This is a genomic window from Sorangium sp. So ce119, from assembly GCF_051524405.1.
Taxonomy (GTDB): domain Bacteria; phylum Myxococcota_A; class Polyangia; order Polyangiales; family Polyangiaceae; genus Sorangium; species Sorangium cellulosum_G.
Genome location: NZ_CP150310.1, coordinates 5,178,668 through 5,204,020, shown reverse-complemented (window position 1 = coordinate 5,204,020; position 25,353 = coordinate 5,178,668). Strand labels below are relative to the sequence as shown.

Here is a 25,353-nt window from a genome sequence, read left to right as displayed (position 1 = left end):
GAGAATGTCGTGCTCCCAGCGAGTCAAGCCCTCTTGGCGAAGTCCCGCATGAACGCGGTGAGGCGTTCCACCGACTCGACGGATACTGCGTTGTAGATCGAGACCCGGATACCTCCGGTCGACCTGTGTCCGGCGAGCCCCACCATACCCTCCTTCGCAGCCTCCGCGACGAAACGTTTTTCCTGCTCCTCGCTGGCAAGCCGGAACACCACGTTCATGTACGAGCGGCTCTCCTTCTCGACCGGAGCCCGGAAAACCTCCGGATTTGCGTCCAGGGTCTCGTACAGCAGCTCACCCTTCTTGCGATTGCGCCGTTCGACCTCCTCGAGCCCACCGATCTCGAGCGTATACGCGAGCACGTTGCGCATGAGGTAGATTGCGAATGTCGGAGGTGTGTTGTAGAGCGAGTTGTTGGCGGCGTAAGTGGCATAACGGAAAATGACAGGAATGTCTTTTCGTCCGCTGTCAACGATGTCCTTGCGGGCGATCACGACCGTGATGCCGCTCGGCCCGATGTTCTTCTGGGCGCCCGCGTAAACCAGGGCAAACCTGGAGATGTCCATCTTGCGCCACAGGATGTCCGAGGACATGTCGGCGACGAGCGGCACGTCGCCGGTGTCCGGGAGCCAGTGCCACTGACTCCCGAACAGGGTGTTGTTCGTCGTCATGTGGACGTAGGCGGCGTTCGGGTCGAGCGAGAGCTCGTTCTGGTGCGGGATGCGGGTGTAGCGCTTGTCGACCGCGGTGCTCCCGGCGACGCGGACGGTCCCGACGCGCTTCGCCTCCTCGAGGGCCTTCTCGGACCAGCCGCCGGTCAGGATGTAGTCGGCGCTCTTGCCCTGCGGCAGGAGGTTCATCGGCACGAGCGCGAACTGCATGGCCGCGCCGCCCTGCATGAACAGCACGTGGTAGTCGTCCGGCACGCCGAGGAGCTGCCGGAGGAGCGAGATCGCCTCGTTGTGCACCGCCTCGAACGCCTTGCCGCGGTGGCTGTGCTCCATGATGGACATGCCCGTCCCCTCGAAGTCGAGGAGCTCGCGCTGCGCGCGCTCGAGGGCGGGAAGGGGGAGCCCGGCAGGGCCGGCGTTGAAGTTGTGGACGCGCGCCATGGTGCTTCTCCTGAGGTTCAAGTCGGCGGCTACGATGGTGAGCCGCCGCGGCCGTATACCACGACGGGCGCCGGCTCCGCCCGGGCGAGCCGAGCAGGGGCCGCGCCGCGGCGCCGGGCTCATCACCTCGGGCCTGCGGGGGGCTGCGACCTGGGCTAGATTCATCGCTCCGGAGGGCGAGCGATGCTGGTGACCCGCGAAGAGATGGCGTTCGATTTCCAGGGCGCCAGGCTCGATCCCGTCAAGGACAAGGACGTCATCGTCTGGGCCGTCCAGCAGTTCCTCTACGGCGAGATCACCGGCGTCCAGATCGGCCACTGGCTCTACAACGCGCCCGATCTGGAGTCCGCGCGCTTCCTCGCGCGCCAGGCGGTCGAGGAGTTCCAGCACGTCGGCAACTTCCTCCGCATCCTCCAGATCCTGGGCGCGCCGCCGGAGAAGGCGACGTGGAGCGTGCGCTTCCTCGCGACCGGGCTGATGGGCGGGGACTGGTCCGAGCACGTCGCGCTCGAGATGGCCCTCGGCGAGGGCCTCGTGCTCCAGGCGTTCTACGCGATGATCGACACCGTGGATGAGCCGGAGATCGTCGCGATCCTGAAGCGCGGGGTGCGGCAGGAGGAGCGCCACGTCGACTTCGGCGAGCAGCAGACGAGGAAGGCGATCGCGGGCAGGCCCGCGCTCCGGCGGCGGCTGCTCGGGCTCGCGCTGGTGTCGCTCTGGGGCGTGTCGCGGCTCGAGGCGTTCATGAAGAAGCGCCTGCCGATGGACCACCCGGCGCTGAAGCGCCTGCCCGATCTCGTCCGCCACTCGGTGCGGATCGCGGAGCTCCGTCTCATGCGGATCGGCCTGACCGAGGTGCCGATCTCGTCGCTGTCCGCCGGCCGCAAGCTCGCGCTCGTCGCGGAGGCGTACGCGGGCAAGCTCGCGCTCGGCCTCCTGTCGTGGGTGCTCGCGGTGCTGCTCTTCCCGCTCCGGCTCGTCGGCCTCGCCGGGCCGAAGCGGCTCACGGACACGTACCTGAGCGATCCGCTGGTCGTGCGCGGCGGACGGCTCGGCGCTGGCACGGAGAACGGCGCGGAGGACGACCCGGGCGACGCCGGCGAGCAGGCGGGTCCCGGCGGCACGCCGGCGGGGCACGGGGCGGCGGCGCGTGCCTGAAGGCGAGGGGGAGCGCGCGGCCGGCGCCGGTGCGCCCGACGCGGCGGGCTCCTCAGGCGCGGCGCCGGGCTTCCTGCCCGCGGCGAGGGAGCTGCCGCTCTTCGCCGAGTTGCCCGAGCTCGCGGGGCAGGTCCCGTGGCGTCCGCTCGCGCACGCGCCGACGCCGGTCGTGCCGTGCTCGGCGATCGAGGGCTACCTCGGCCGCGGCGGCGTCTGGGTCAAGCGCGACGATCTGATCTCGCCGCTGTACGGCGGCAACAAGGTGCGGCGCTTCGAGTTCCTGCTCGCGGACGCGGAGCGGCGCGGGGCGCGGACGCTCGTCACGGTCGGCGGGCTCGCGTCGACGCAGGTCATGGCCACGGCGCTCTTCGGCCGGGCGCTCGGGTTCGGCGTCACGGCGGTCCTGTTCGATCAGCCGATCACCCGCTTCGGCCAGCGGGCGCTCCTCACGAGCGCGGCGAGCGGCGCGGAGCTCATCCACGGCGGCGGGTACGCGACCACCGCGGTCCGGGCGATCCGGGCGCTGCGCCGCGCCGAGCGGCCCTACTTCATCCTGCCCGGCGCGTCGGCCGCGCTCCCGTGCCTCGGCTACGTCGACGCGATGCTCGAGCTCGCCGAGCAGGTCCGGCGGGGCGAGGCGCCGCGGCCCGATCGCATCGTCGTCCCCTCGGGGACGGGCGGGACGCTGGCGGGGCTCGCGCTCGGCGCGGCGATGCTCGGCTGGCCGACAACGGTCGTCGGCGTGCGCATCACCGAGCGCATCGCGTCGAACCGCGCCGTCGTCCGGTACGAGATCGGGAGCATGAAGCGCCTGCTCGCCCGGCGCGCGCCGCGCTTCACCCGGCGGCGGCTCCCGGCCGCCCGCTTCGCGATCGAGCACCGCGCGATCGGCCCCGGCTACGGCGCCCCGACCCCCGCGTCGATCGCCGCGATCCCCGAGGTGGAGCGGCTGATCGGCGTGCCGGGGGAGGTCACGTACAGCGGCAAGGCGCTCGCGGCGCTGCGCGAGATCGGCCGGGAGCACCCGGGCGAGACGATCCTCCTCTGGCAGACGCTCTCGAGCGCGCGCCCGCCGCTCGCGCCCGGCGCCGCGGCGCTCCCGCCTGCGTTCGCGCGGTTCTTCGAGGGGGACGTGGCGTTCTGAACGGCGCGCCGCCCAGCCCCGCGGCGAGCGACACAGCGCCGGATCACTTCACGCGCAGGCTGTTCACGAGCTTGTCGAAGTCGGCGCGCGCCGCGGTCACCGTCTTCTCGGGGCCGGTCAGCTTGAAGAACCAGAGCTCGCCGGAGGGCGTCTCGGCGATCGCGCCGAGCAGCGCGTAGTTCGGCTTCGGCGTCGCGGCGCCCATGCCGGGCATCCCGGAGGCGAACGTCCCCTTCACCTCGACGACCGTGACCTTGATGTCGTTGACCTTGAGCTCGCGCTTGGGGGCGTCGCCGCTCTTGTCGGAGAACTGGCCGACCCAGCGCGTGATGTTCGCGTCCACGCTGCCGCCCGCCTGGCTCACGCTGAGCTCGGCGTCCTCGGTGTCGCCCGCGGCGCGCTTGATCTTGTACGTGGCCTTGCGCATCGCGTTCGGGTTCGGCGCGGTCTCGAAGCTCGCGGGCGCGTCCCAGGCGAGCTCCGCGCCGGCCGCCTGCTGGCCGGCGCCGGCGGCCGGCGCCGCCGGGGTGGGCGCCGGCTGGGCGGGCGCGGCGGGCTGGCTGGTGGACGGCGGCTCGGGCGCTGTCGTGGCCGTCGGCTCGGGGGTCTTCGAGCACGCCGCGGTGAGCGCGGCGACGAGCGGCAGTGCCATGGCGGAGCGGAGCTTGATCATCGTCATCGTGACAGGCCTCGGCGAGGGTTCGCGGCGACTGTAGTCCCCACGCCCCGAGCCTCAAGCCGGATCGGACCTGCGCGGGCGCTTACCGCGCTCCGGACGGAGGCGAGGTGGTCGTGCAGCCGCGCGCGCCGCCGTGTTACCACCAAAATTCATGGAACCCACCTTCCGGCGCGCCTTCAACGCCGCCTTCGGGCCGTCGACGTACGCGGAGTACATGAGCCGCCTCGAGCGGCGGCTCGGGTGCTCGATCCCGTTCCGCGTCGCCGAGACGCCGCTGTTCCTGCCGGCCGCGCTGCGCGACGACCTCGAGCGCTCCGCGACCGAGATCGTGCGGCAGATCTCGAGCCCCGCGCTCATCGCGCAGATGAAGCGCGCGATCCCCCCGCACCTCGACGTCCCCGGGATGGACGCGCTCCCCAACTGCGCGCAGGTCGACTTCGCCATCGTGCGCGGCCCGGACGGCGGGCTCCAGGGCAAGGTGGTCGAGCTGCAGGCGTTCCCGTCGCTCTACGCGCTCATGCTCGTGCAGACGGAGATCATGGCCGAGGTGCTGGCCGGCATGCCGGGGCTCGACCGGCGCTGGACGTGCTGCTTCGGCGGGCGGAGCCGCGAGGATCTCGTCGCGCACCTGCGCCGCGCCATCCTCGCGGGCGAGCCGGAGGAGTCGGTGGTCCTGCTCGATCTCCATCCGGAGCAGCAGAAGACCTACCCGGATTTCATGGCGAACAAGCTCCTCGTCGGCGTCGACGCGGTCTGCCCGACGTCGCTCGTGCGGGAGAAGGACCGGCTGTTCCGCCGCGTGGGCGGGCGGCTCGTGCAGGTCCGCCGGCTGTACAACCGCGTCGTGTTCGACGAGCTCGAGGTGAAGCGGGTCGAGCTCCCGTTCCGGTACGACGAGCCGCTCGACGTCACGTGGTGCTCGCACCCGAACTGGTACTGGACGTGGTCGAAGTACACGCTGCCCCACATCGATCACCCCGCGGTCCCGCGGGCGCGGACGCTGGACGCGATCGAGCGCGTGCCCGCGGATCTCGAGCGTTACGTGCTCAAGCCGCTGTTCTCCTTCGCGGGCTCCGGGGTGAAGGTCGACGTCACGCCCGAGCACATCGCCGCGATCCCGGAGGGCGAGCGATCGCGGTGGCTGCTCCAGGAGAAGATCGCGTACGAGCCCGCGCTGGTGATGCCCGACGGAAACGGGGTGAAGGCCGAGGTCCGGATGATGTTCCTGCGCGCCCCGGACGAGCCCGAGCTCTCGCTCGTGCTCAACCTGGCCCGGCTCTCGCGCGGGAGGATGCTCGGGGTCGATCAGAACCGGGATCTGACGTGGGTGGGCGGCACGGTGGGGATCTGGCCGGCCGATTGACCGGAGGGCGCGCGGTCAGGCGCGGAGCGCGAGCTGCCACGCGCCGAGGACGATCCCCGTCGCGACAGCGCCCATCGCGACCTGGACGAGCGGGCGGCTCCGCGCGGGGTGCTTGCGCAGCGACAGGCCGGCGACGAGGCCGATCGCGGCGCCGCTGAGCAGGCCGAAGGCGTGCGCGCCGAGGTCGGCGCGCGGGCTCGCGCCGAGGGCGCCGAGGAGGGAGAGGCCGCCCACGAGCGGCGCGACGAGCTGGAGGAGGTGGCGCTTCTCGCCGCTGTCCTTGTCGTGCGCGCGGTCGAGCATGAGCTGCGTGGCGGCGAGCAGGCCGATGGCGCCGAACACCGCGGTGGAGGCGCCGATCGAGGCGTGGTGGTGGCCCAGGCTCTGGTGCCAGAGCGCGTTCGCGAAGTTGCCGATCGCGCCCGAGGCGACCATGGCGAGCGCCGTGCCGCCCGGCCCGAGGCGGCGCTGCACGGCGGACGCGAACACCGTCCCGGAGATCACGTTGCCGATCACGTGGGCCGAGTCGGCGTGCAGCGTGAGGGCGGTGATGGCGCGCCACGGCTCGGGACCCACGACGAGATCGGCGACCGAGGCGCCGCGCTGGAACAGCCGCCCGCCGCCGCTCGCGGGGCCGGTGACGAGGAAGAAGAAGAGGGCGAGCGCGGCGAACGCGACCCCCGCGACGATGGACGGCGGGTGGCGGGGGCGCTCGCGCGGCCGGCGCGGGGGCCAGTCGCGGTTCTCCGCCTCGTACCGATCGATCGAGGTCGCGGCGAAGTCGTAGTCCTGGTCGCGCACGAGGAGCACCCAGCCTGCCGGGGTGTACCGCACGGCGTGCCAAAGCTCGCTCGACTGCAGCACGAGGGCCCATTCGCGGACCTTGCGCTCCGGCATCACGGGCCCGATGGCCGTGATCCCGGGCTCGTGACCTTCTCCCTCTCCGCCAGGGGCATCGCTGTTCTGGACCATCGCCGCCCTCTCGCCGCGCGCCGGCGGCAGGATCGCGATCGGGACGAACCGCTCGCCTTCAGCACATCGAGCACCGATACAGTCATGTTCGCCCACGGCGGCTCCCTCCACGGCTCGTTGACCCCAGGTTGGCGAAACCTGCGGATGAGCCTGGAGGCTGTCAACGCCGCCTCTCCGGGGTCCCGGCCCTCTCTTCCCGGCGTACCCGCCGCGGCCGGGCCCTTGTGCGCGCGGCGCAGCGGTGGCAGTGCGTGGTTGTGTCGACGGCCATCACGCAGGGCATCCGGGTCACCGTCTCGACGGTGTACGTCCCCACGCAGTCCTCCCCGACGGAGCATCGCTACGTCTTCGCCTACACCGTGCGTATCGCGAACGAGGGCACCGAGCCCGCGCAGCTCAGGACGCGGCACTGGATCATCACGCACGGCAGCGGGAAGGTGGAGGAGGTCCGCGGCCCCGGCGTTGTCGGCCAGCAGCCTTCGCTGAAGCCTGGTGAGCACTTCGAGTACACGAGCGGCTGTGTGCTCGAGACCCCGCGCGGCTCGATGCGCGGCACCTACCAGATGCACCGCCCCGACGGCCGCTCCTTCGACGCCGAGATCGCCCCTTTCACCCTGGCGATGCCGCACTCGCTGAACTGACGGCCGCACCCGAACCGCCTAGCGACCGCCCCTTCCGCCTGGAGAGAGCCAGCGTGGAGGGGGTGCCCGTGCGCGCGGGCGGCGGGGTAGGGCCCCACGAACCCGAGCGCCGGCCCGCATCGCAGCGTCGTCCTCCCGGACCGACTCACCCGCGCTTACGGCAATAGCCCTCTACAAGGCGCGAGTTCGTGGGAGGGGCCCCCGCCGCCCGCGCGCACGGGCACCCCCTCCACGCTGGCTCCGTTGCCCCCGGCTCAAGGCGCGAGTTCGTGGGAGGGGCCCCCGCCGCCCGCGCGCACGGGCACCCCCTCCACGCTGGCTCCGTTGCTCCCGGATCAGCCGGCAGCCGCCGGCTCCACCGCCGCCCCGTTCGCCTTCTGCGTCCCCGCGTCTCCCCCGCTCGCCGCCGAGCCCGAGGACGAGAACTTGAAGGTGAAGTCGTCTCCTTCGAAGTCGATGGCGACGTTGCCCCCGTTCTCGAGGGCCCCGAACAGCAGCTCATCCCCGAGCCGTCGCTTGATGTCGTTCTCGATGACGCGCCCCAGCGGCCGCGCCCCGTTGGCCGGATCGTACCCGCGCGTCGCGAGCTCCGCCCGCGCCCGGTCCGTCACCTCGACGGTCACCGACCGGTCCGCGAGCATCGCCGCGAGCTCGCCGATGAACTTGTCGACGATGCTCCCCATCACCGACGGATCGAGCGGCCGGAACATGATGCGCGCGTCCAGCCGGTTCCTGAACTCCGGGCTGAACGTGTTCTTGTAGGCCCTGTCGTCGTCGCCCGCCGTGCCCCGCTCGCCGAAGCCGACCCGCGCCTGCGCGAGCTCCCGCGCGCCCACGTTGCTCGTCATGATCAGCACCATGTGGCGGAAGTCGCTCTTCTTGCCGTTGTTGTCGGTCAGCGTGCCGTGGTCCATCACCTGGAGCAGCACCTGGAACACGTCCGGGTGCGCCTTCTCGATCTCGTCGAGCAGGAGCACCGCGTGCGGCGTCTTCGCCGCCGCCTCCGTGAGCAGGCCGCCGCGATCGAACCCGACGTAGCCGGGCGGCGCGCCGATGAGCCGGGAGACGGTGTGCCGCTCCTGGTACTCGCTCATGTCGAACCGCAGGAAGCCGATGCCGAGCGCCTTCGCGAGCTGCTTGGCGAGCTCGGTCTTGCCGACGCCGGTCGGCCCCGAGAACAGGAACGATCCGATCGGCTTCTCCGCCGCGCGCAGCCCGGCGCGCGACAGCTTGATCGCGGACGCGAGCTGCTTCACCGCCTCGTCCTGGCCGAAGATCACCGAGCGCAGCGACTGCTCGAGATCCTTGAGCTGCGTCTTGTCGGAGGTCGACACCTGGCGCGGCGGGATCTGCGCCATCTTGGCGATGACGAGCTCGATGTCCGCGGTGTCGACCTTGTACCCGTCCCCGTGGCGGAGGCGCGCCGCCGCGCCCGCCTCGTCGAGCAGGTCGATCGCCTTGTCGGGCAGCCGCCGATCCTGGAGGTAGCGCGCGGACAGCTTGGCCGCGGCCTCGAGCGCCTCGGCCGTGTACGTGATCTTGTGGAACTCCTCGTAGCGCTTCTGCAGCCCCTTCAGGATCTGCGTCGTCTCGTCGACCGAGGGCTCCGTCACCTCGATGCGCTGGAAGCGCCGCGCGAGCGCGCTGTCGCGCTCGAGGTGCCCGCGGTACTCCTGGAACGTGGTCGCGCCGATGCAGCGCAGGCGGCCGGAGGCGAGCGCGGGCTTGAGCAGGTTCGAGGCGTCCATCGTCCCGCCGCTCGCGGCGCCGGCGCCGATGATCGTGTGGATCTCGTCGATGAAGAGCACCGAGCCCGGCTGCTTCTCGAGCGCGCGCAGCACGGCCTTGAGCCGGTTCTCGAAATCGCCGCGGTACTTCGTGCCGGCGAGGAGGGCGCCCATGTCGAGCGCGTAGACGGTCGCGTCCTTGAGCGGCGCGGGCACGTCCTTCTTCTCGATCCGCTGCGCGAGCCCCTCGACGATCGCCGTCTTGCCCACGCCGGCGTCGCCGATGAGCAGGGGGTTGTTCTTGCGCCGCCGCGCGAGCACCTGGATCGTGCGGGCGACCTCGTTCTCGCGGCCGACGAGCGGATCGATGCGGCCCTCGGCGGCCTCCTTGTTGAGGTTCATCGTGAACGCGGCGAGCGGATCCTTGATCGGCTGCGAGCCGCCGGGCTCGCCGCCCTCGTCCGCCGACGACTCCTCGCGGAGGCTGTCGTCCTGGCCCGTCTTCGAGATGCCGTGCGAGATGTAGTTCACGACGTCGAAGCGGCTGACCCCCTGCTCGCCGAGGATCGTCACGGCCGGGCAGTCGCGCTCGGCGAACATCGCGATGAGCACGTTCGCCCCCTTGAGCTCCTTCTTGCCCGACGACTGCACGTGCATCGCGGCGCGGCCGACCACGCGCTGGAACCCGAGCGAGAGCGTCGGGCTCGTGTCCGAGTCCTCGGGCAGGGCCTCGATCTCCTCGTCGAGGAAGCGCTCGAGCTTCTTCTTGAGCAGCGGGGTGTCGCCCCCCGCGTGCCGGAGCACCTCGGCCGTCTCCTCGTCGAAGAGCAGCGCGTAGAGCAGGTGCTCGATGGTCACGAACTCGTGCCGGCGGCGCGAGGCCTCCCGGGTGGCGAGCGAAAAGGCGATCTCAACTTCGGGGCTGATGCGCATGGTCATTCCGGCTCGGCGGTCAACCGAAGGGGCATCCCGTGCTCCTTGGCGAAGTCCTGGACTTGGGCGACCTTGGTCTCCGCGACATCCTTGGTGTACACGCCCGCGACCCCGTGGCCGCGGTGGTGCACGCTCAGCATGATGTGCGTGGCCTCCGTCTCGGTGCGGTGGAAGAACTTCATGAGGACGAGCACGACGAACTCCATCGTCGTGTAGTCGTCGTTGTGGAACACGACCTTGTAACGGCGGGCCTTCTCGACCTTCCGTTCCCGCTCCGTTGCGAGGTCGCCCTGCCTGTCTTCTCTTTCCTCAGGATCGTTCGGCATAAATCCGTCGGGAAGGATAGCAAGAGCCCCGCCCCGGCGAGCGGCCGACGAAGGTGGCTCCCACCCCGGAAGCATGCTCCGCCGGGACGTGTTCTGCACGCGCGTGGGGCGGGATTTTCCGTCCGTTTTTGACGGTCGACGAAGGGGAGCACGGCCGGCGACCGGACGCGCCCAGCAGGAAATGCGGTCGAGCTCGCCAGGCGAGGCGCGCCGCCCCCGGCGGGCAGCGCGCCGGGGGACGGCCTGGTTGCGCGGCCACGCGTCACGCGGACGCGGGCCGCGCGGTCACACGAGCGACACGGCCGCGCCGAGGTCGACGTCGACGGGCGTGAGGCCCCAGATGTCGCGCGCGTACTCGCGCACCGTGCGGTCGGAGGAGAACTCGCCCACGCGGGCGATGTTGAGCGCCGACTTGCGCAGCCAGCTCTTCCGGTCGACGTAGGCCGCCTCGACCTCGCGCTGGCAGGCCGCGTAGGCCTTGAAGTCCGCGAGCATCATGTACTCGTCCCGGCCGAGCAGCCGGTCGAGCAGGGGCTGGAAGAGCTCGCGGTACTCCGGGGAGAAGAAGCCCGACGAGATGAGATCGACCACCTCGCGGAGCTCCGGATCGGCCGCGACGGCCTCGCGCCCCTCGAAGTGCTGGTTGCGGCGCGCGATCACCTCGTCGGCGGTCAGGCCGAACAGGAAGAAGTTCTCCGGGCCCACCGCGTCGCGGATCTCGATGTTGGCGCCGTCGAGCGTGCCGACAGTGAGCGCGCCGTTCAGCGCGAGCTTCATGTTGCCGGTGCCGGACGCCTCCATGCCCGCGGTCGAGATCTGCTCGGAGACGTCGGCGGCCGGGATGATGCGCTCGGCCAGCGAGACGCGGTAGTTCGGCATGAACACGACGCGCAGCCCGGTGTGGCGCCGGTCGCCGTTCACGACGTAGGCGACGGCGTGGATGAACTTGATGATGAGCTTCGCCTGCCGGTAGCCGGGGGCCGCCTTGGCGCCGAAGATGAAGGTCCGCGGCGTGACGTGCTCGCCGCGCTTCTGGCGCAGGTAGAGCGCGACGATGTGGAGCGCGGCGAGGAGCTGGCGCTTGTACTCGTGGAGGCGCTTGATCTGGACGTCGAAGATCGAGGAGGGGTCGACCTGGATGTCGAGCTCCCGCGCGATGATCTTCGCGAGCGCCGTCTTGTTCTCGCGCTTCACGCGGGCGACCCGCTCGATGAACTCCGGATCGTCGATGTGGCGCTCGAGCTCGCGCAGCCGCTCGAACTCCGTCACCCAGCGCGGGCCGACCTTCTCGGTGACGAGGGCGGCGAGCGCGGGGTTGCAGGCGAGCAGCCACCGCCGGAACGTGACGCCGTTCGTCTTGTTGTTGAACCGCTCGGGCCAGAGGTCGTAGAAGTCGCGGAGCAGGTCGCGCTTGACGAGCTCGGAGTGGAGCTTGGCCACGCCGTTCACGGAGTGCGAGCCGACGACCGCGAGGTGGGCCATGCGCACGTGGCGCTCGTGCCCTTCCTCGATGAGGGACATGCGCGCCACGCGGTCGTGGTCTTGCGGGTGGGCGTCCATGACCTCGCGCAGGAAGCGCCGGTTGATCTCGTAGATGATCTCGAGGTGCCGCGGCAGGAGCCGCTCGAAGAGCGCGACGGGCCAGCGCTCGAGCGCCTCGGGCAGCAGCGTGTGGTTCGTGTACCCGAAGGCCGCGACGGTCTGCTTCCACGCGTCCTCCCAGCTCAGGAGGTGGTCGTCGATGAGGACGCGCATCAGCTCGGCGATGGCGATGGCGGGGTGCGTGTCGTTGAGCTGGATCGCGTTCTTCTCGGCGAAGCGCGAGAAGTCCGGGTGGACGCGGTTGTAGCGGTTCACGATGTCGGCGATGGAGCAGGCGACGAAGAAGTACTCCTGCCGGAGGCGCAGCTCCTTGCCCTTGTCGAAGTTGTCGTTCGGGTAGAGGACCTTCGAGATGACCTCCGACTGGTTCTTCTCGTGGACGGCGTGCACGTAGTCGCCGGCGTTGAAGAGCTCGAAGTCGAACTCCTCGCCCGCGCGGGCGGACCAGAGGCGGAGCGTGTTCACGGTGTTCGACTGGTAGCCCGCGATCGGCGTGTCGAACGGGACGCCGACGACCTGCTCGGAGGGGCGCCAGATGACGCGGAAGCCGCCGCGCTTGTCGGGGACGCGCTCGGTGTAGCCGCCGAACGAGACCGGGACGGCGTGCTCGGGGCGCTCGACCTCCCACGGGTTGCCGAAGCGGAGCCACTCGTCGGCGCGCTCGACCTGGTAGCCGTCGCGGATGACCTGCTCGAAGATGCCGAACTCGTACCGGATGCCGTAGCCGTAGGTGGGCAGGCCGATGGTGGCCATGGAGTCGAGGAAGCAGGCGGCGAGCCGCCCGAGGCCTCCGTTGCCGAGCCCGGCGTCGGGCTCCTGCTCGACGAGGTCGTCGAGGTCGAGGCCGAGCTCGGCGAGCACGGTCTTGTAGCTGTCGTAGATGTCGAGCGCCTGCAGGTTGGCGACGAGCGCCCGGCCGAGGAGGAACTCCGCCGACAGGTAGTAGGCGCGCTTGACGTCTTTTTCGTAGTAGGTGTGCTGGGTCTTGGTCCACCGGTCGACGAGGCGGTCGCGCACCGAGAGGGCGAGGGCGACGTACCTGTCGAACGGCGTGGCGGTCAGCGACTCCCGGGCGCGCGAGTAGTGGAGGTGGTCCGCGAAGGCGCGCCGGAGCGCGACCGGGTGCATGCCGGTGCGGGCGTCGGGCGCCGGGTTGCCGCGGAAGAAGGCGGCGGGGGCTTCGCGCTGGGCGGACGTGTCTCGCTGGGCGGGGGTTTCTCGCTGACGGGTAGGATCGACGTCGATCGGGTTGGCCATGGCGGCGCACTCTAGTCGGATCTGGCCGACGCTGGTGGGCTGCGCGACGTGTCGGCGAGGTTTCCGCGACGTCGCGGTGCTCCGCCGATGCCGGCGGCGCGCGGAGGACGGGCGCGGTGCGGCGGCGTGGAGCCGCCGGCGGCGTGGTGGCGCGGCGTGCAGGCGCCGGCGGCGCGGCGGCGGTGGGGCGGCGGCGGTGGGGCGGCGTGGCGCAACCGCACCCCGCCACGGATGTCAAGGCTGTCGAGCTGAGGGCGGGAAAGGGACCCGCCGGGGCGCTGTCGGCGCGTGGCGTTGAGGTGGGGGGCGCGGCGCGGCGCGCATCAGGGGTCGGCGGTGAGCTCCGGCCCGGCAGTGAGCGCGGGCCCGGGGCTGCCCGGCTTCGCCGTTCCGGGCGCCGCGGCCGAGGAGGTGCGGGCGCCGATCGGCGGCACGTGGGTGTCGAGCTGGCGTAACCCGAACACGGCGACGCCGGCTTCCCGCAGGTGATCGTGACGCTGGTGGATGACGGTCCAGAACTGGTCGCGGACGACGGCTTCGGACGAGCGCTCGGAGGACCTCTGCTGGGCGCCGCGGGGCCTGAGCTGGACGAGGAGCCAATTGGCGTGCTCGGCCATGACCGTGAGGTAGTCTGGCGAGAACGGGTGTTTGCCGTCGAGGTTCTCCGCGAGCTCGTGGAACACTCCGGCGATATCCACGCCGTCGCGTGCGCTGTCCACGGGCCCCGAGCCGCGGCGGATCGCGGCGACGCGCTGCCTGGGCACGAGCTTGAGCTCGGCGAAGATCTCGAGTTGTCGCAGCGTGAGATCGCGCATCGGACGGTATTTATCCAGGCGCGCCTCGATCTCGCGCTCGCTGGCTGCCGTCACGATGCGCCCCGCGGCCGCGACGAGCCCGAGCGCGAGGCTCGGGAGCTCGAGCGCGTCGTCGATCGGGCAGAGCGGCAGCTTCTCGCGGACGAGGCCGATGTGCGGGAGGATCGCCTTGACCCCGCGATCGACGTTGGCGCGGACGATATCCACCGAGAGCCGGCAGATCTCGGCGCGGTCGGGCGGAACGGCCGCCTGCACCAGCGGCAGGAAATGGCGGTAGGCGTCGTTCGCGTCCGAGGTGGTGAAGATCTGGCGCGCGGACACAGACGGCTTGGTGTTCTTCGATTGGGATCTGGTCTTGGTCGTGGCCATTGTCGTAACCTATGCTCGGTACCGCCTTGTGTCATCGGGAATCCGGCGTCGACAGGAGGAAGGCAATGTTTCGACGGCGTCCGGGGAGGGTAGGTGAGCGGAGAAAGCGATGAAGCGAGGGGCGATCTCGGGGGGAGGGTGGGGTCTCGACGGGAGAGGGGAGGGCGTCGCGGAGGAAGACCGGCCCCTCTGCCTAGAGACTGGAGGTGGTCTCGAAGGAAGGGTGGGGCCTCGTCGAAAGACAAGAAATCGTCGCCGAGGGAGACTGGAGCCTCCACATCGAGACCGGAGGTGGTCTCGAAGGAAGGGTCGGGTCTCGCCGGGAGACTGGGATCGATCTCCCCGGAGAGTCGATAGCGAAAGGCGTATTGACTCGCCGCAATGACCATGGTCTTTGACGCGCTCCCCGGCGAGCCGCTCTTCCCGGCAGCGGACTGTGTCTTGTACGGCGGGACTGCTTCGGGGAGGCCCCGCTCCATGGGTGTGCGATATGAAGAACGAACCTCGGCGCGAGGCCGTCCGGAAGGCCTCGCAGCGTCTTCGGTGGTTCTCGAGGCATGCATTGACGCCGGCGTCCTCGTGGGCGTCGTCTCTACGCTGGTTCCTGGCCGTTCTGGTGCTGGTTCTCGTCGCCTGCGGCACGCACGAGCGGCCGGCGGCAAGGCGACTCGGCGTGACCGCCTCCGCGTCGACGAGCGAACCGCCTGTCCTGCTCGATCCGCTGGGCATACCCCAGTCCCCGATCGTCCGCGGTGACAGCGTCGGCTGCCTGCCGGGCGGGGGTCAGGTCACCGCGGACGGCGCCTTCGCCTACACGCTGCCGCTCGACGTTCCGCCGGGGCTCGGGTTGACGCCGAGCCTCGCGCTGCACTACTCGAGCCGCGGGGGCAATGGTCCGGTGGGGCGCGGGTGGAGCGTCGCCGGGAGCTCGTCGGTGATCACGCGCTGCGACGCGACGATCGCCACGGAGGGGTGGGCTGACGGTCCCGATTATGACGAATCGGACAGCTACTGCCTCGACGGCAAGAAGCTTGTCCAGGTGAAGGGATTCGAGGGGCGCAGCGAGTACCGCACCGAGGACGACGAAATGTCGATGATCCTCGCGATCGACGGGGCGAACGGGGGCGGTCCAGGTGCCTTCGAGGTGCGCACCAAGGACGGACGGATCCGCATTTACGAGGAGACGTACGCCACGCGCGTCGTGGCCAGCCGCGACGCCGAGCAGCCCGCCGGCGTCGTGACGCCGCTCTGGCTGCTCTCGCGCGAGCGGGACCGCTCGGGGAACGAGATCGAGTACCTCTACGAGAAGCACGGGGCCCCCGTCCCGCCCTACTCGCACGAGTTCCTGATCGATACGATCGCGTACGGGCCGGGCTCATCCCCCCGCCGGAAGATCGTGTTCGAGTATGAGGACCGCCCCGACCCGGGCATCTCGTACAACGCCGGGGTCCGATGGCGGTCGACGAGGCGGCTCAAGAAGATCGCGATGTGGGCCCCCAATCCGGGATCGACGCAGAAGGTCTGGGAGTACACGCTCGACTACGAGAGGGGAATCCTCGGCCGGAGCCTGCTCTCCGCGGTGCAGAAGTGCGGGTATCATGGGACTTGCCTCTGGCCCAAGCGTTTGCACTGGGTGCACGAAAATCCTTTGCAGTTCGCCGACGGTCCGGTGCTCCACGCGTCCCGTGCAGTCACCTCGCTTCGTGTCTTCGACGTGAACGGAGACGGCAGGGACGATTTCCTCCGAGCCCTCGACGTGCCGAGGCCGCCGATCCCGGTCGAGTCGGACCCGCTGCCTCCGGGGCCGGTCCGCATCCCGCCGGAGCCGCCGGATGAGCTGTTCCTGAGCCTCTCCGAGCCCGGCAGCGACGTCTCGTTCCGGACCTTGCGCGTCAATCCCGAGGGCTCTCCGCTGGAGCACACCAACCTGAAGCACAGCCGTCCAGTGGACGCCGATGGGGACGGCACGGTCGAGCTGCTCGCCTACGACACCAAGACGTGTAGCTATCGGCTGGTCGGGTGGAGCGACGAGGACGAGGCGTTCGTCGCCACGGGTGAGAGGATCTCGAGGGGCCTCAGCTTCTCCTGCTCGCGCGAGTTCTCCGGGGAAGCGCCCGGGCTCGAGCTGGTCGACCTGAACGGCGATGCGTTGCTCGACGTCCTCGTCCAGGTCGAGCAACGCATCCACAGATCGTTCTGGAACATCCAGATGAACGAGGGCGGCACCTTCGGCGAGCGCATCGAGACCGAGGTGAACGCCGGGTTCGGCCGGTGTTCGGCGGCGTTCGGCGGCGACCTCGACGGGGATGGTCGCGGCGAGCTGGTGGTGGCCGTGGACCTCGATTGCAGCCTGGCGGTGGCGATCGGGCTGGACGACGCCGGAGAGGTGACGGTTGCGCGCGCGTTTCCGCTCGAGCGAGGTGGCTCGCTGGCGAAGCTCGCCGACATCAACGGCGACGGGCTGAGCGACGCGCTCTGGGTCCGCGGCGGCTCGGTGGAGCTCAGGGTGAACACGGGCAACGGGTTCGGCCCTGCCGTGACGCTCTCGGATCCGGCGCTCGCGGAGGTGCTGGAGATGGTCACGGGCGAATCGGGGACGAAGGTGATTGAGCCGTTCGATCTGAACCGTGACGGGCGCGATGATCTCCTCGTGTCGATCTCCGACTGGTTCAACGCCTGGGCGCCCGAGCCGCACTACGCGGACAGGATCATCGCCCTGCTCTCGGTCGGCGACGGCACGTTCCTGCGCGAGGAGATCGGCTGGGAAGAGCCGGAGACGGGCACGCACTACGCGCCGATCCCCGCGGGGGACGCGATGTGGCACGGCGACTTCAACGGCGACGGCCGCGCCGACGTGCTCACGCTGGACGGAGGCTCGCTCGTGGTCACGCTCGCGACCGGAGCTGACGCGGAGCTCCTGAGCGGGGTGTCGGACGGAGATGCGTCGCGATCGCGCCGCGTGGAGGTCCGGTATGGCCGGACGGATCCGGCCTCGTCGCCCCAGGCCTCGTGCACGTATCCGCAACGGTGCGTGCGCCGTGGGGTGCCGGTGGTGGCGTGGGTGGGCGGGCTCGAGAGGCCCGGCGGGACGCAGTACCGGTTCGAGGATCTGCGGACCGACCTGCTCGGGCGCGGCTCGCTCGGGTTCGGGCGGATGATGGAGTGGAGCAGCGCGTGGCCCGTGGAGCGGGTCACCACCTTCGACAACGCGACGAGGGTGGAGACGACCTATCCCTTCGCGGGTCGGCCTCGAACGATCCAGGAGGTCAGGCCGATCCTGAACCATGGCCCGCTGGGCGCGCGCGACTGCCGCGCGATAATCGACGGATCGTGCACGCTCGAGGAGGGCCCCGCGAGGGCAAAAGCGCGTGTGGTCCATCAGGAGATCGACTACCGGATCGTGAAGCTGCACGGGGGCCGCACCTCGTTCGTCTCCACGCGCTGGATGGAGCGGCGTGAGTACGAGGATCCGGAGGTCGAGATCGACTGGGTCGAGGCGGCGCGCGAGCACTGCTCGGGCGTGGACGATCCCGGCGATTCAGCGCCGATCCGGCAGAGCGCGACCTACGAGGTGGACGACCATGGCAACCTGCGGAACGAGACCATCGAGACCGAGGGGGGCGTGCGCCGCGAGGTGACGAGGACGTTCGATGTGCGGCCTGACGAATGGCTCGTGGGGCTGGTCGACACGCAGGCAGAGCGCGTGTACGAGGCTGGCTCGACCCCTCCGGCGAAGCTGCACACCGACTACGACCATGACGAGCGCGGGCTGCTCGACGAGGTGAAGATCGAGCCGGACAGCGCGGACGCCGACGTCCGGGAGACGATCACGCTCACCTACGACGAGGCCGGGCGGCTGCGGCAGGAGAAGCGCGAGGCGGTCGGGGAGTCGTCGCGGATCTGGAACTACGAGTACGATGATGTGTCGGGCGAAGGGATCTTCGTCAGCCAGGTGTGGAACGCGCTGGGGGTGTCGCAATGGATGGTCACGCATCCGGCCTACGGGGTGCTGATGGGGGAGAGCGACGCGAACGGCGCGCGATCGACGCGGATTCATGACGACCTCGGCCGCCTGAAGACGGCGAGCTCCGGCACGGGTGCGGCGAGCGAGACGTCGATGGCGGCGCAGGTGGAGGCCGGGAGGACGGCGGGGCTGGTGGTGGAAACGACGCTGGCGACCGGAGGCCGCGCCGTGGCGACGCTGGACGAGCGGGGCCTGGTGGTGGAGCAGGCGGAGCGGGCGTTCGACGGGCAGATGAAGGTGCGCAAGAGGTCGTACGACGTGTTCGGCCGTCTGCTGTCGGTGAGCCGGCCCGGGTTCGGTGCTGCAGCGGAGGAGAAGACCGAGTGGAGGTACGACAGCCTGGGCCGGGTGCTCTCCGAGACGGGGCCGGATGGCGCGCGGCAGCGATACGAGCACAAGCTCTTCCAGACGATCACGTTCGATCCGGAAGGGCGGCGCAGCTGGACGATCCTGGACGTGGAGGGGCGACCGAGCGAGACGGCGGTGGAGGTGGACGGCGTGCGGCAGGCGACGATGTTCGCTTATGGGCCGAACAGCAAGCCGTGGACGGTGACCGATCCGAGGGGCAACGTGACGGAGATGGGTCACGACCTCCGCGGGCGGCGCACGAGCGTGCGTGACCCGGACGCGGGGACGCGGATCACCCGGTACAACGGGTACGGGGAGATCCGGGAGGAGGTGGACGCGCTGGGGCATACGACCGTGGTCGAGCGCGACGCGATGGGGCGGAGGCGGTACGTGACGAACGCCGGCGAGCTGACGACGTTCACGTGGGATACCGCGCCGCACGGGGTAGGGCAGCTCGCCTCGGCGGAGAGCCCGGATGGGACGGTCGTGTCGTATGCGTACGACCCCAGAGGTCGGGTCTCGGAGGTGCGAACGACGGTCGAGGGCGAGGCGTTCGCGGTAGGGGTGACGTACACGCCCGACGGGCTGCGCGACGAGCTCCTGTACCCGAAGGTGCCCGGGCGGGATCGGTTCCGCGTGAAGCACGTATACGAGGACGGATCGCTGTCGGAGCTGCGCGGAACCCAGGAGGACGGGACGCTCCGTTTGCTGTGGAAGGTGAGCGCGAGGAACGCGGACGGGGCGCTGCTGAAGGCGATGCTCGGCAACGAGGTGATCGCGGAGCGGACGTACGAGCCGGTGACGGGGCGGCTGGAGACAGTGCAGGCGAGGAAGAGCGGGCGGCTGCAGGCGCTGACGTACCGGTACTACGATGACGGCCGGGTGCGAGAGCGGCAGGACAGCGCCGCGTCGCGGGTCGAGACGTTCCATTACGACGAGGTGGGCCGGCTGGAGCGGTGGCATCTGAACGCGCACGGGACGAAGTACGGGTATGACGAGCTCGGCAACCTGCGCACGGTCAAGGTGGACGGGGTGCTGGCGGAGGAGAACCACCACGACCCGCTGGGGAGGCCGCACGCGGTCACGGCGCGCGATGGGGTGACGTTTGACTATGACAAGGCCGGGCGCCTGGAAGGGTCGAGCGCAGGGCTACGGATCCGGTACACCGCGTTTGACCTGCCGAGGTGGGTAGAGCGGGGCGGAAAGCGCTGGGATTTCCTGTACGACGCGTTCGGGGCGCGGGTGAAGAAGGCCCAGGACGGGGAGGAGACGGTCACGATCGGCGGGGTGTACGAGCGGCGCGAGGACGCGAGCGGGACACGGCACGTGTTCCGGGTGGCGTCGCCCGAGGGAGAGGTGGCGCAGGTCGTGTTCGCCGGCCCCGGAGACGAGCGGACGCTGTACGTGCACGCCGATGCGCAGGGGAGCGTCGGGCTGGTGACGGACGACGCGGGCGAGGAGGTGGAGCGCCTGCACTACGAGCCGTTCGGGAGGCGGATCGACGCCGAGGGCAAGGCGCTGGGCGCGTCGAAGGGCGAGGTGCGGCACGGGTTCACGGGGCACCGGCACGACGACGAGCTCGGGCTCATCGACATGCGGGGGAGGCTGTATGACCCGAACCTGCGGAGGTTCTTGACGCCGGATCCGTTCGTGACCGACCCGATGTGGGGGCAGAGCTACAACCGGTACAGCTATGTGATGAACGATCCGGTGAACCTCGTCGATCCGACGGGGTGGATCTGGAAGCGGGTCAAGTCCGCGGACGGCGGTGAGGGGTGGGTGGAGTTCGACGACACCACCGGAGCGCTCCTCACGCCTTTCGTGGAGATCATCGATGTCGTTGCACCGGCCGACGCACCGCCCTCCACCGAGGGTAAGCCGCCCGCCGATGGGTGGGACGAAAGAGGGCACCCGGAGTTCGAGAGTGACTGGGCGTCGTTCGTGCATGCCGGAGACGAGTACTTCGAGCAGGGCGGCGGCTCCTCGGTCGGCGACGACTATTCGGGCACGGGGACCACCCTGGCCGCGGTGCTCGAGCACGGCGTCCGGCTGTCGGACATCACGGGCGAGAAGCCGATGGCCGGCATCGTGAGCGGGTCGGTGATGGAGGACCCGGTCATCGTGCCGCGGTTCAACTGGTCCGCGGCCGTGGCTCGGGACTTTCACGTGGCGCTCGAGCTCGGCACGCTGGCGTGGCACGCGGGCGATGACGTGGAGGTGCTCATCCAGGACCTCCGGGCGGCGATGGATGTGCTGGCGCTGGTCGGGGCGGTCGCCGTCGAGAGCGGGGTCGGGGCGGCGATGGTGCTCGGCGCCGTGCTGCCGAAGCTGGGGGGAGGGGCCGCCGTACCGGAGGCGGCAGCGCGAGGAAGAACCACCATCACGAGTGGATCTCAGGTCACCGAGCAGACCATCCGAGAGGCGATGAAGGACGCTCCGTTCGCGTCGCAGCAAGCGCGAGGTGTGTCCCTGCCGATGGTTCAGCGATATGTGGATAAATTGATTGCCGGCGAGGTTGCGCCTGCGATTAAGGTTGACGGCAGGATGATTGTGGACGGGAACCACCGGTACGTCGCGGGTCGGGTTTTCGGGCAGGAGCCGGCAATACAGCCATGGGCTGGAGGGCGCCCGGAACGTCTCGTTCCGTGGGAAAATATTCCAGTTAATCCGGAGATGTGGTGATGATTGTGATCCGCTGCGAAACAGGTGATGATGTGTGCTTGGACGCTGAGAGCCTTGTTGGAGCAAATCTCTCCCATCTGAATCTTCATCGAGCGCTTCTCGACGGACAGGTTCTCCGAGGTGCCGATTTGTCGGGTTCCGAACTGCGGTCGGCATGGCTGGAAGGAGCTTGCTTCGAGCAGGCGAAGCTCACTCGGTCAAGTCTCGCGGCATGTAATGCCTCACGTGCGAGCTTTGCGAAGGCGGACCTCAGGGAGGCAATGATGCGGAGCGGAGGGTTCGAAGAAGCTGATTTCTCGGGCGCAGATCTTCGCGGTGCAAAGGTCGGGGGGGCAACGTTTGCCAGAGCGAAACTTCACGGAGCTGATTTCCGTTGCGAGGGGCTTGAACGTGCCGAACTCGCTGGGGCGAGAGCGGACTCACTCACACGCTGGCCAGATGACTTCGATCCGGTATCACGGGGAGTTCTCATGCAATCAGCTACGTGCTAACCCTACCCGGTTAGGCCAAGCTCAGTCTCCTGATGCGCCTTTCGTCGGATGGGATGAGGATGGCGCCCGGAGTTCGAGAGCGACTGGGCGTCGTTCGTCATGCCGGAGACGAGTGCTTCGAGCAGGGCGGCGGCTCCTCGGTCGGCGACGACTACTCGGGCACGGGGACCACCCTGGCCGCGGTGCTCGAGCACGGCGTCTGGCTGTCGGACATCACGGGGGAGAAGCCGATGGCTGGCATCGTGAGCGGGTCGGTGATGGAGGCCCCGGTCATCGTGCCGCGGTTCAACTGCTCGGCGGCCGTGGCGCGGGACTTCCACGTGGCGCTCGAGCTCGGCGCGCTGGCGTGGCACGCGGGCGATGACGTGGAGGGGCTCATCCAGGACCTCCGTGCTGGCGCTGGTCGGGGCGGTCGCCGTCGAGAGCGGGGTCGGGGCGGCGATGGTGCTCGGCGCCGTGCTGCCGAAGCTGGGGGGAGGAGCGGGGGCGGAGGCCGCAGGGGCTGGGGCTCGCGACCTTCACGGAGAGGTCGTTGCTGCGCGAGATGCGCTCTCGGCAAAGCTTGCACAGACACGGCATCCACCTGCAGCCGTAGTTGGCGCATACGCTCCATCATCTGGGCGGGTGACAGCGGGAGCCAGTCGAGGTCTCGGACTCGGCTGCGCAGAGGGTGTCTGCTCCGAAGCTCTCGGGCATCCGCCCGACATCCGTTTCACGCCGGCCGTGAGACCCCGAACTGGGCAACCGGTCGATGTCTGTCCGAGCTGCGAATCGACGTACGGTCGCAGCGCGTTCCCGGATCTCGCCACACAATTTCGAACTGATCGAGAAGGGCTGTGATGTCTATGACGGGAGCAAAATCCGCCGACGAGATTGTCGGCTTGGAGTTCGACTGGCTAGCTAGCGACGCTGATGGATGTGTTGCACTGTTCAGTACCGCGGGCGGTGGCTATGCCCCGGATGAGTTCCTACGAGACACGGATGCACACGATGCGGCGGTCGATGCAGTCCTCGCCTCACCCGCGTCGACCGTGGCGCGGTTCGCGCCAGAGCTACCGCCGGGGTTGAAGAACACGTGGCGGATGGTGGCGGAGCGCGGGCTGTTCGCGTTCGATTCAGACCCCCATGGAGGGCCCTACCGCATGGTCGCAGCGCCAGCCGATGCCATCAGGGTTGCCGACCTGCCCAGGCTCGTGATCGACGTTGTCGCTCGTCTCAAGCTCCGCCGGGTGCGATTCGCAGATCAGTCGGTCATCCCGACCGAGCTCCTTCAGGAGAGGCGGTAGTCATGCTGGTCACGGCTGCGCCGTCGGGGCGGCTCAGCGGTGGCAGCCGCCGAGCAGGGGCGCCCCGAGCAGGTCGAGCTGCTCGACCGCGCGCTGCGGCCGGCGCGCGCGCGGGCCGGCCTCGGCCTGCGAGGGGGCGCTCCGGGAGATCGCTCGCTGCACGAGCTCCTCGCGGAGCGCCAGGAGCTCGCGCGCGGGCAGGGTGCTCGTGTCCGTCACGAGCCGCGCTCCGTCACGGTAGCCGGTCCACACCGTGTATCCATTCCGTGTGACCTCGATCCCGAACCTTGGGCCATAATCCGTGATCTCGTAGCAGCGGCCCAGGGACAGAAAGCTCCACTTCTTCATGGCGACCGTCTCGCCAGTGTCCATCGAGGCGGCCGGAGCGGCCAACAAACCGAGGGCTACCGACACCCGGGGGGCCGATCCTGCGGGCCGCTTGCCAGCGGCGCCGTCCGGGCGCGACGATCGGCGCTCCATGAAGCGCAGCCTCCTCCTCCCCATCGTCCTCTCCGCCGCGTGCGCTGGCGCGCCGGCCCCCCGGCGCGACCCCGTCGCGCCGCTGCCCCCGGCGGCGCGAGCGGCGGGCGCCGAGCCCGCCCGCGCGGCGCTGCCCGCGGACGCGCAGCCCGCGCCCGCGCCGGCAGGGCTCTCTTCGGTGGTGCGGATCGCCGATGCGCGGCGGACCTGGGGCGACGTCACGCAGCTCCTGGCGGGCACGCCCTTCGGCATGTTCCTGCTCGGCGCGGGGCCCGAAGCGCTGCTCGAGAACGCGCTGGGCCCGGCGCTCGCCGACGTGGTCGACCTCGCCAGGCCGCTCGACCTCGCCGTGTTCGGCAGGAGCAAGGGCGCGCGCATCGTGGCCTCGCTGTCGGTCCCGGAGCGGGAGATGTCACGGCTGCAGGACCGCTTCGTGCTCGAGGAGCACCGGGGCATGCTGCGCGTGAAGGGCGTGCGCGCAGAGGATCCCGACGACCGGGCGCTGCCCCGGGTCTGCGCCTTCGAGCCCGGCGATCGCAGCGGCAGCGCGCGCCTGATCTGCGCCGACGACGCCGAGGATCTCGAGGCCGCCGCGCCGTACCTCGCTCGGGTCGTGGGGCGGGAGCCGCTCGAGGTGGACGCGCGGATCGAGGTCCCGGGGCGAGCCGTCATCGAGGCCATGAAGGACATGCCCGAGGAGGACGACGACAGCCACTCCGGGAAGGTGGGCCAGGGGTTCGCCGAGGCGTTCGTCCGAGACCTCGAGAGCGTCAGCGTCGATCTCACGTGGGCCAGCCCGGACATCGATGTCGGCTTCGGCATGCGCCTCGCGAGCCGGCGCTCGCCCCTCGCGCTGGCCGTGGCGCCGGTGGCGGCGCAGGACGCCGCCACCCCGCCGGCCTTCTTCCGGCTGCCGCGCGACACGGCGCTCGCCTTCTACACCCAGGGCGCGTCGCGCGAGGAGCTCACGCCGCTGCGCGAGGCGTTCTTTCAGGGGCTGCGCGACGACATGGCCGGCGAGGGCTACGACGCGTCGGGGCTCGATCGGTTCATGGATCGCCTCGAGACGCTGACCTTCACGGGAGGCCCCCTGGTGATCGGGTCGGGCGGCGATCGCGCCGCGGCGGAGAAGGCGCTCGCGGACTACAAGGGCGGCAAGGGCGCGGCGCGCTCGCAGAAGGCGGCGCGCCGCGCGCTGCAGAGCTGGTTCCTGGTCGCGGTCGAGGAGCCGGCGCAGCCGTGGATCGCCGGCGTGAAGGAGCTCATCCAGATCGGCGAGGAGCTGGACAGGACGAAGGCGAGCGCGACGGCCGCGGGCAACGCCGCCGCGGGCGCGGGGGCGCCCGGCGGCCCGCCGAAGGGCGACGCGGGCAAGGGCGACGACGACGAGCAGACCACCGATCTCGTGGTCGTCCGCGCGCCCGCCGCGCTGCCCGCGGGGACGCTGCACGTCGAGCTGCGCTCCAGGCCGCTCACGAAGGACGCGCCGCCCGCGCACACGAGCCACCTCTACGTGGTGCCCGCCGGCCAGCGGACGTGGATCGGGCTCGGCGAGGACGGCGCCGCCGTCGTGGACCGGCTGCGCATCGCGGCGGATCCAGGGCGCGACGAGCGCACGCTCGGCGCGGCGCCCGGCCTGGAGGCGCTGCGGCAGCGCGGGACCCTCGCCGGCGGGCTCTTCTCGCTGGCCGGCTGGACGATGCTGGCGGCGAGCGGAGACTCGCCCGGGGCGCTGGACGAAGCCGCCGAGGCGCTCGGCGGGCTCGCGGCGCTGCCCGCGCGCGGCGAGACCGCGATGCCGCTCGCGATCACCTCCGAGGTGCTCGGATCCGGCGCGGCGCGCGTCGACGTGCGCGTGCGGGTGCCCGGCGCGGGGATCCGGGACGTGCTCGCGCTCCTGATGCGCTGACCGCGCGCTGACGCCGCGGGCAGAGCGACCTGCGCGCG

Annotated in this window: 17 protein-coding genes; 8 read left to right on the top strand and 9 right to left on the bottom strand. The window is 70.4% G+C overall.

Annotated elements, in window-relative coordinates; translation table 11 throughout:
• Positions 1-23: 23 nt before the first annotated feature.
• On the bottom strand, positions 24-1,109 hold the full coding sequence (serC, locus tag WME76_RS19505) for a 3-phosphoserine/phosphohydroxythreonine transaminase (protein WP_437962129.1): 1,086 nt from the start codon (positions 1,107-1,109) through the stop codon (positions 24-26).
• Between the two features lie 183 nt (positions 1,110-1,292).
• On the opposite strand from serC, the gene WME76_RS19500 reads away from it, so the two are divergent.
• Both WME76_RS19500 and WME76_RS19495 read left to right on the top strand, forming a co-directional pair.
• Entirely contained in the window at positions 1,293-2,267 is a 975-nt protein-coding gene (locus WME76_RS19500; protein WP_437961589.1) for a ferritin-like domain-containing protein, read from the top strand.
• Positions 2,260-3,411, top strand: coding sequence for a 1-aminocyclopropane-1-carboxylate deaminase/D-cysteine desulfhydrase (locus tag WME76_RS19495; RefSeq protein ID WP_437961588.1), 1,152 nt, complete (start codon positions 2,260-2,262; stop codon positions 3,409-3,411). Before WME76_RS19500 ends, WME76_RS19495 begins: the two co-directional genes overlap by 8 nt.
• A 43-nt stretch (positions 3,412-3,454) precedes the next feature.
• On the opposite strand, the gene WME76_RS19490 is transcribed toward WME76_RS19495, so the two are convergent.
• On the bottom strand, positions 3,455-4,090 hold the full coding sequence (locus WME76_RS19490; protein WP_437961587.1) for a hypothetical protein: 636 nt from the start codon (positions 4,088-4,090) through the stop codon (positions 3,455-3,457).
• Positions 4,091-4,241: 151 nt separating this feature from the next.
• Between WME76_RS19490 and WME76_RS19485 the strand changes: the two genes are divergently transcribed.
• Positions 4,242-5,453: a hypothetical protein gene (locus WME76_RS19485; protein WP_437961586.1), complete on the top strand. Its 1,212-nt coding sequence runs from the start codon at positions 4,242-4,244 to the stop codon at positions 5,451-5,453.
• A 15-nt stretch (positions 5,454-5,468) separates the two neighbouring features.
• Here the strand turns inward: WME76_RS19485 and WME76_RS19480 are convergent, their stop codons facing one another.
• Positions 5,469-6,521 carry a rhomboid family intramembrane serine protease gene (locus WME76_RS19480; RefSeq protein WP_433937649.1) on the bottom strand — a complete coding sequence of 351 codons (1,053 nt, stop codon included), beginning with the start codon at positions 6,519-6,521 and terminating at the stop codon, positions 5,469-5,471.
• Positions 6,522-6,682: 161 nt separating this feature from the next.
• Between WME76_RS19480 and apaG the strand changes: the two genes are divergently transcribed.
• Positions 6,683-7,066, top strand: coding sequence for a Co2+/Mg2+ efflux protein ApaG (gene apaG / locus WME76_RS19475; protein ID WP_061614966.1), 384 nt, complete (start codon positions 6,683-6,685; stop codon positions 7,064-7,066).
• Positions 7,067-7,401: 335 nt separating this feature from the next.
• Here the strand turns inward: apaG and clpA are convergent, their stop codons facing one another.
• The 4 genes from clpA to WME76_RS19455 form a co-directional block, all read right to left on the bottom strand.
• Positions 7,402-9,732 (bottom strand): ATP-dependent Clp protease ATP-binding subunit ClpA, encoded by a 2,331-nt coding sequence (clpA, locus tag WME76_RS19470; RefSeq protein ID WP_437961585.1) that lies wholly within the window; start codon positions 9,730-9,732, stop codon positions 7,402-7,404.
• A complete protein-coding gene (gene clpS, locus WME76_RS19465) occupies positions 9,729-10,052 on the bottom strand; it encodes an ATP-dependent Clp protease adapter ClpS (protein WP_020737250.1) in 324 nt (107 codons plus the stop codon). Before clpS ends, clpA begins: the two co-directional genes overlap by 4 nt.
• 285 nt (positions 10,053-10,337) lie before the next feature.
• A complete protein-coding gene (locus WME76_RS19460) occupies positions 10,338-12,911 on the bottom strand; it encodes a glycogen/starch/alpha-glucan phosphorylase (RefSeq protein WP_061619968.1) in 2,574 nt (857 codons plus the stop codon).
• A gap of 323 nt (positions 12,912-13,234) precedes the next feature.
• The gene (locus WME76_RS19455) at positions 13,235-14,095 is read right to left on the bottom strand and encodes a hypothetical protein (protein ID WP_437961584.1); all 861 of its coding nucleotides are present in this window, start codon (positions 14,093-14,095) and stop codon (positions 13,235-13,237) included.
• A gap of 490 nt (positions 14,096-14,585) precedes the next feature.
• On the opposite strand from WME76_RS19455, the gene WME76_RS19450 reads away from it, so the two are divergent.
• Entirely contained in the window at positions 14,586-21,149 is a 6,564-nt protein-coding gene (locus WME76_RS19450; RefSeq protein ID WP_437961583.1) for an FG-GAP-like repeat-containing protein, read from the top strand.
• Positions 21,149-21,640 carry a pentapeptide repeat-containing protein gene (locus tag WME76_RS19445; protein WP_437962128.1) on the top strand — a complete coding sequence of 164 codons (492 nt, stop codon included), beginning with the start codon at positions 21,149-21,151 and terminating at the stop codon, positions 21,638-21,640. The genes WME76_RS19450 and WME76_RS19445 overlap by 1 nt, the downstream gene beginning before the upstream one ends.
• Positions 21,641-21,791: 151 nt before the next feature.
• Here the strand turns inward: WME76_RS19445 and WME76_RS19440 are convergent, their stop codons facing one another.
• Entirely contained in the window at positions 21,792-22,019 is a 228-nt protein-coding gene (locus WME76_RS19440) for a hypothetical protein (protein WP_437961582.1), read from the bottom strand.
• Between the two features lie 460 nt (positions 22,020-22,479).
• On the opposite strand from WME76_RS19440, the gene WME76_RS19435 reads away from it, so the two are divergent.
• Positions 22,480-22,926 (top strand): hypothetical protein, encoded by a 447-nt coding sequence (locus WME76_RS19435; RefSeq protein WP_437961581.1) that lies wholly within the window; start codon positions 22,480-22,482, stop codon positions 22,924-22,926.
• Positions 22,927-22,959: 33 nt separating this feature from the next.
• Here WME76_RS19435 and WME76_RS19430 read toward each other — a convergent pair whose 3' ends face one another.
• On the bottom strand, positions 22,960-23,274 hold the full coding sequence (locus WME76_RS19430) for a hypothetical protein (RefSeq protein WP_437961580.1): 315 nt from the start codon (positions 23,272-23,274) through the stop codon (positions 22,960-22,962).
• A 130-nt stretch (positions 23,275-23,404) separates the two neighbouring features.
• Between WME76_RS19430 and WME76_RS19425 the strand changes: the two genes are divergently transcribed.
• Entirely contained in the window at positions 23,405-25,315 is a 1,911-nt protein-coding gene (locus WME76_RS19425; RefSeq protein ID WP_437961579.1) for a hypothetical protein, read from the top strand.
• The last annotated feature ends 38 nt before the right edge of the window (positions 25,316-25,353 follow it).

Excerpts from the sequence above, each read along its gene's own strand:
- serC (WP_437962129.1), bottom strand. The coding sequence starts at position 1,109 with ATGGCGCGCGTCCACAACTTCAACGCCGGCCCTGCCGGGCTCCCCCTT.
- WME76_RS19500 (WP_437961589.1), top strand. The coding sequence starts at position 1,293 with ATGCTGGTGACCCGCGAAGAGATGGCGTTCGATTTCCAGGGCGCCAGG.
- WME76_RS19490 (WP_437961587.1), bottom strand. The coding sequence starts at position 4,090 with ATGACGATGATCAAGCTCCGCTCCGCCATGGCACTGCCGCTCGTCGCC.
- WME76_RS19485 (WP_437961586.1), top strand. The coding sequence starts at position 4,242 with ATGGAACCCACCTTCCGGCGCGCCTTCAACGCCGCCTTCGGGCCGTCG.
- clpA (WP_437961585.1), bottom strand. The coding sequence starts at position 9,732 with ATGACCATGCGCATCAGCCCCGAAGTTGAGATCGCCTTTTCGCTCGCC.
- clpS (WP_020737250.1), bottom strand. The coding sequence starts at position 10,052 with ATGCCGAACGATCCTGAGGAAAGAGAAGACAGGCAGGGCGACCTCGCA.
- WME76_RS19460 (WP_061619968.1), bottom strand. The coding sequence starts at position 12,911 with ATGGCCAACCCGATCGACGTCGATCCTACCCGTCAGCGAGAAACCCCC.
- WME76_RS19455 (WP_437961584.1), bottom strand. The coding sequence starts at position 14,095 with ATGGCCACGACCAAGACCAGATCCCAATCGAAGAACACCAAGCCGTCT.
- WME76_RS19450 (WP_437961583.1), top strand. The coding sequence starts at position 14,586 with ATGAAGAACGAACCTCGGCGCGAGGCCGTCCGGAAGGCCTCGCAGCGT.
- WME76_RS19445 (WP_437962128.1), top strand. The coding sequence starts at position 21,149 with ATGATTGTGATCCGCTGCGAAACAGGTGATGATGTGTGCTTGGACGCT.
- WME76_RS19440 (WP_437961582.1), bottom strand. The coding sequence starts at position 22,019 with ATGAGCCCCTCCACGTCATCGCCCGCGTGCCACGCCAGCGCGCCGAGC.
- WME76_RS19435 (WP_437961581.1), top strand. The coding sequence starts at position 22,480 with ATGTCTATGACGGGAGCAAAATCCGCCGACGAGATTGTCGGCTTGGAG.
- WME76_RS19430 (WP_437961580.1), bottom strand. The coding sequence starts at position 23,274 with ATGAAGAAGTGGAGCTTTCTGTCCCTGGGCCGCTGCTACGAGATCACG.
- WME76_RS19425 (WP_437961579.1), top strand. The coding sequence starts at position 23,405 with ATGAAGCGCAGCCTCCTCCTCCCCATCGTCCTCTCCGCCGCGTGCGCT.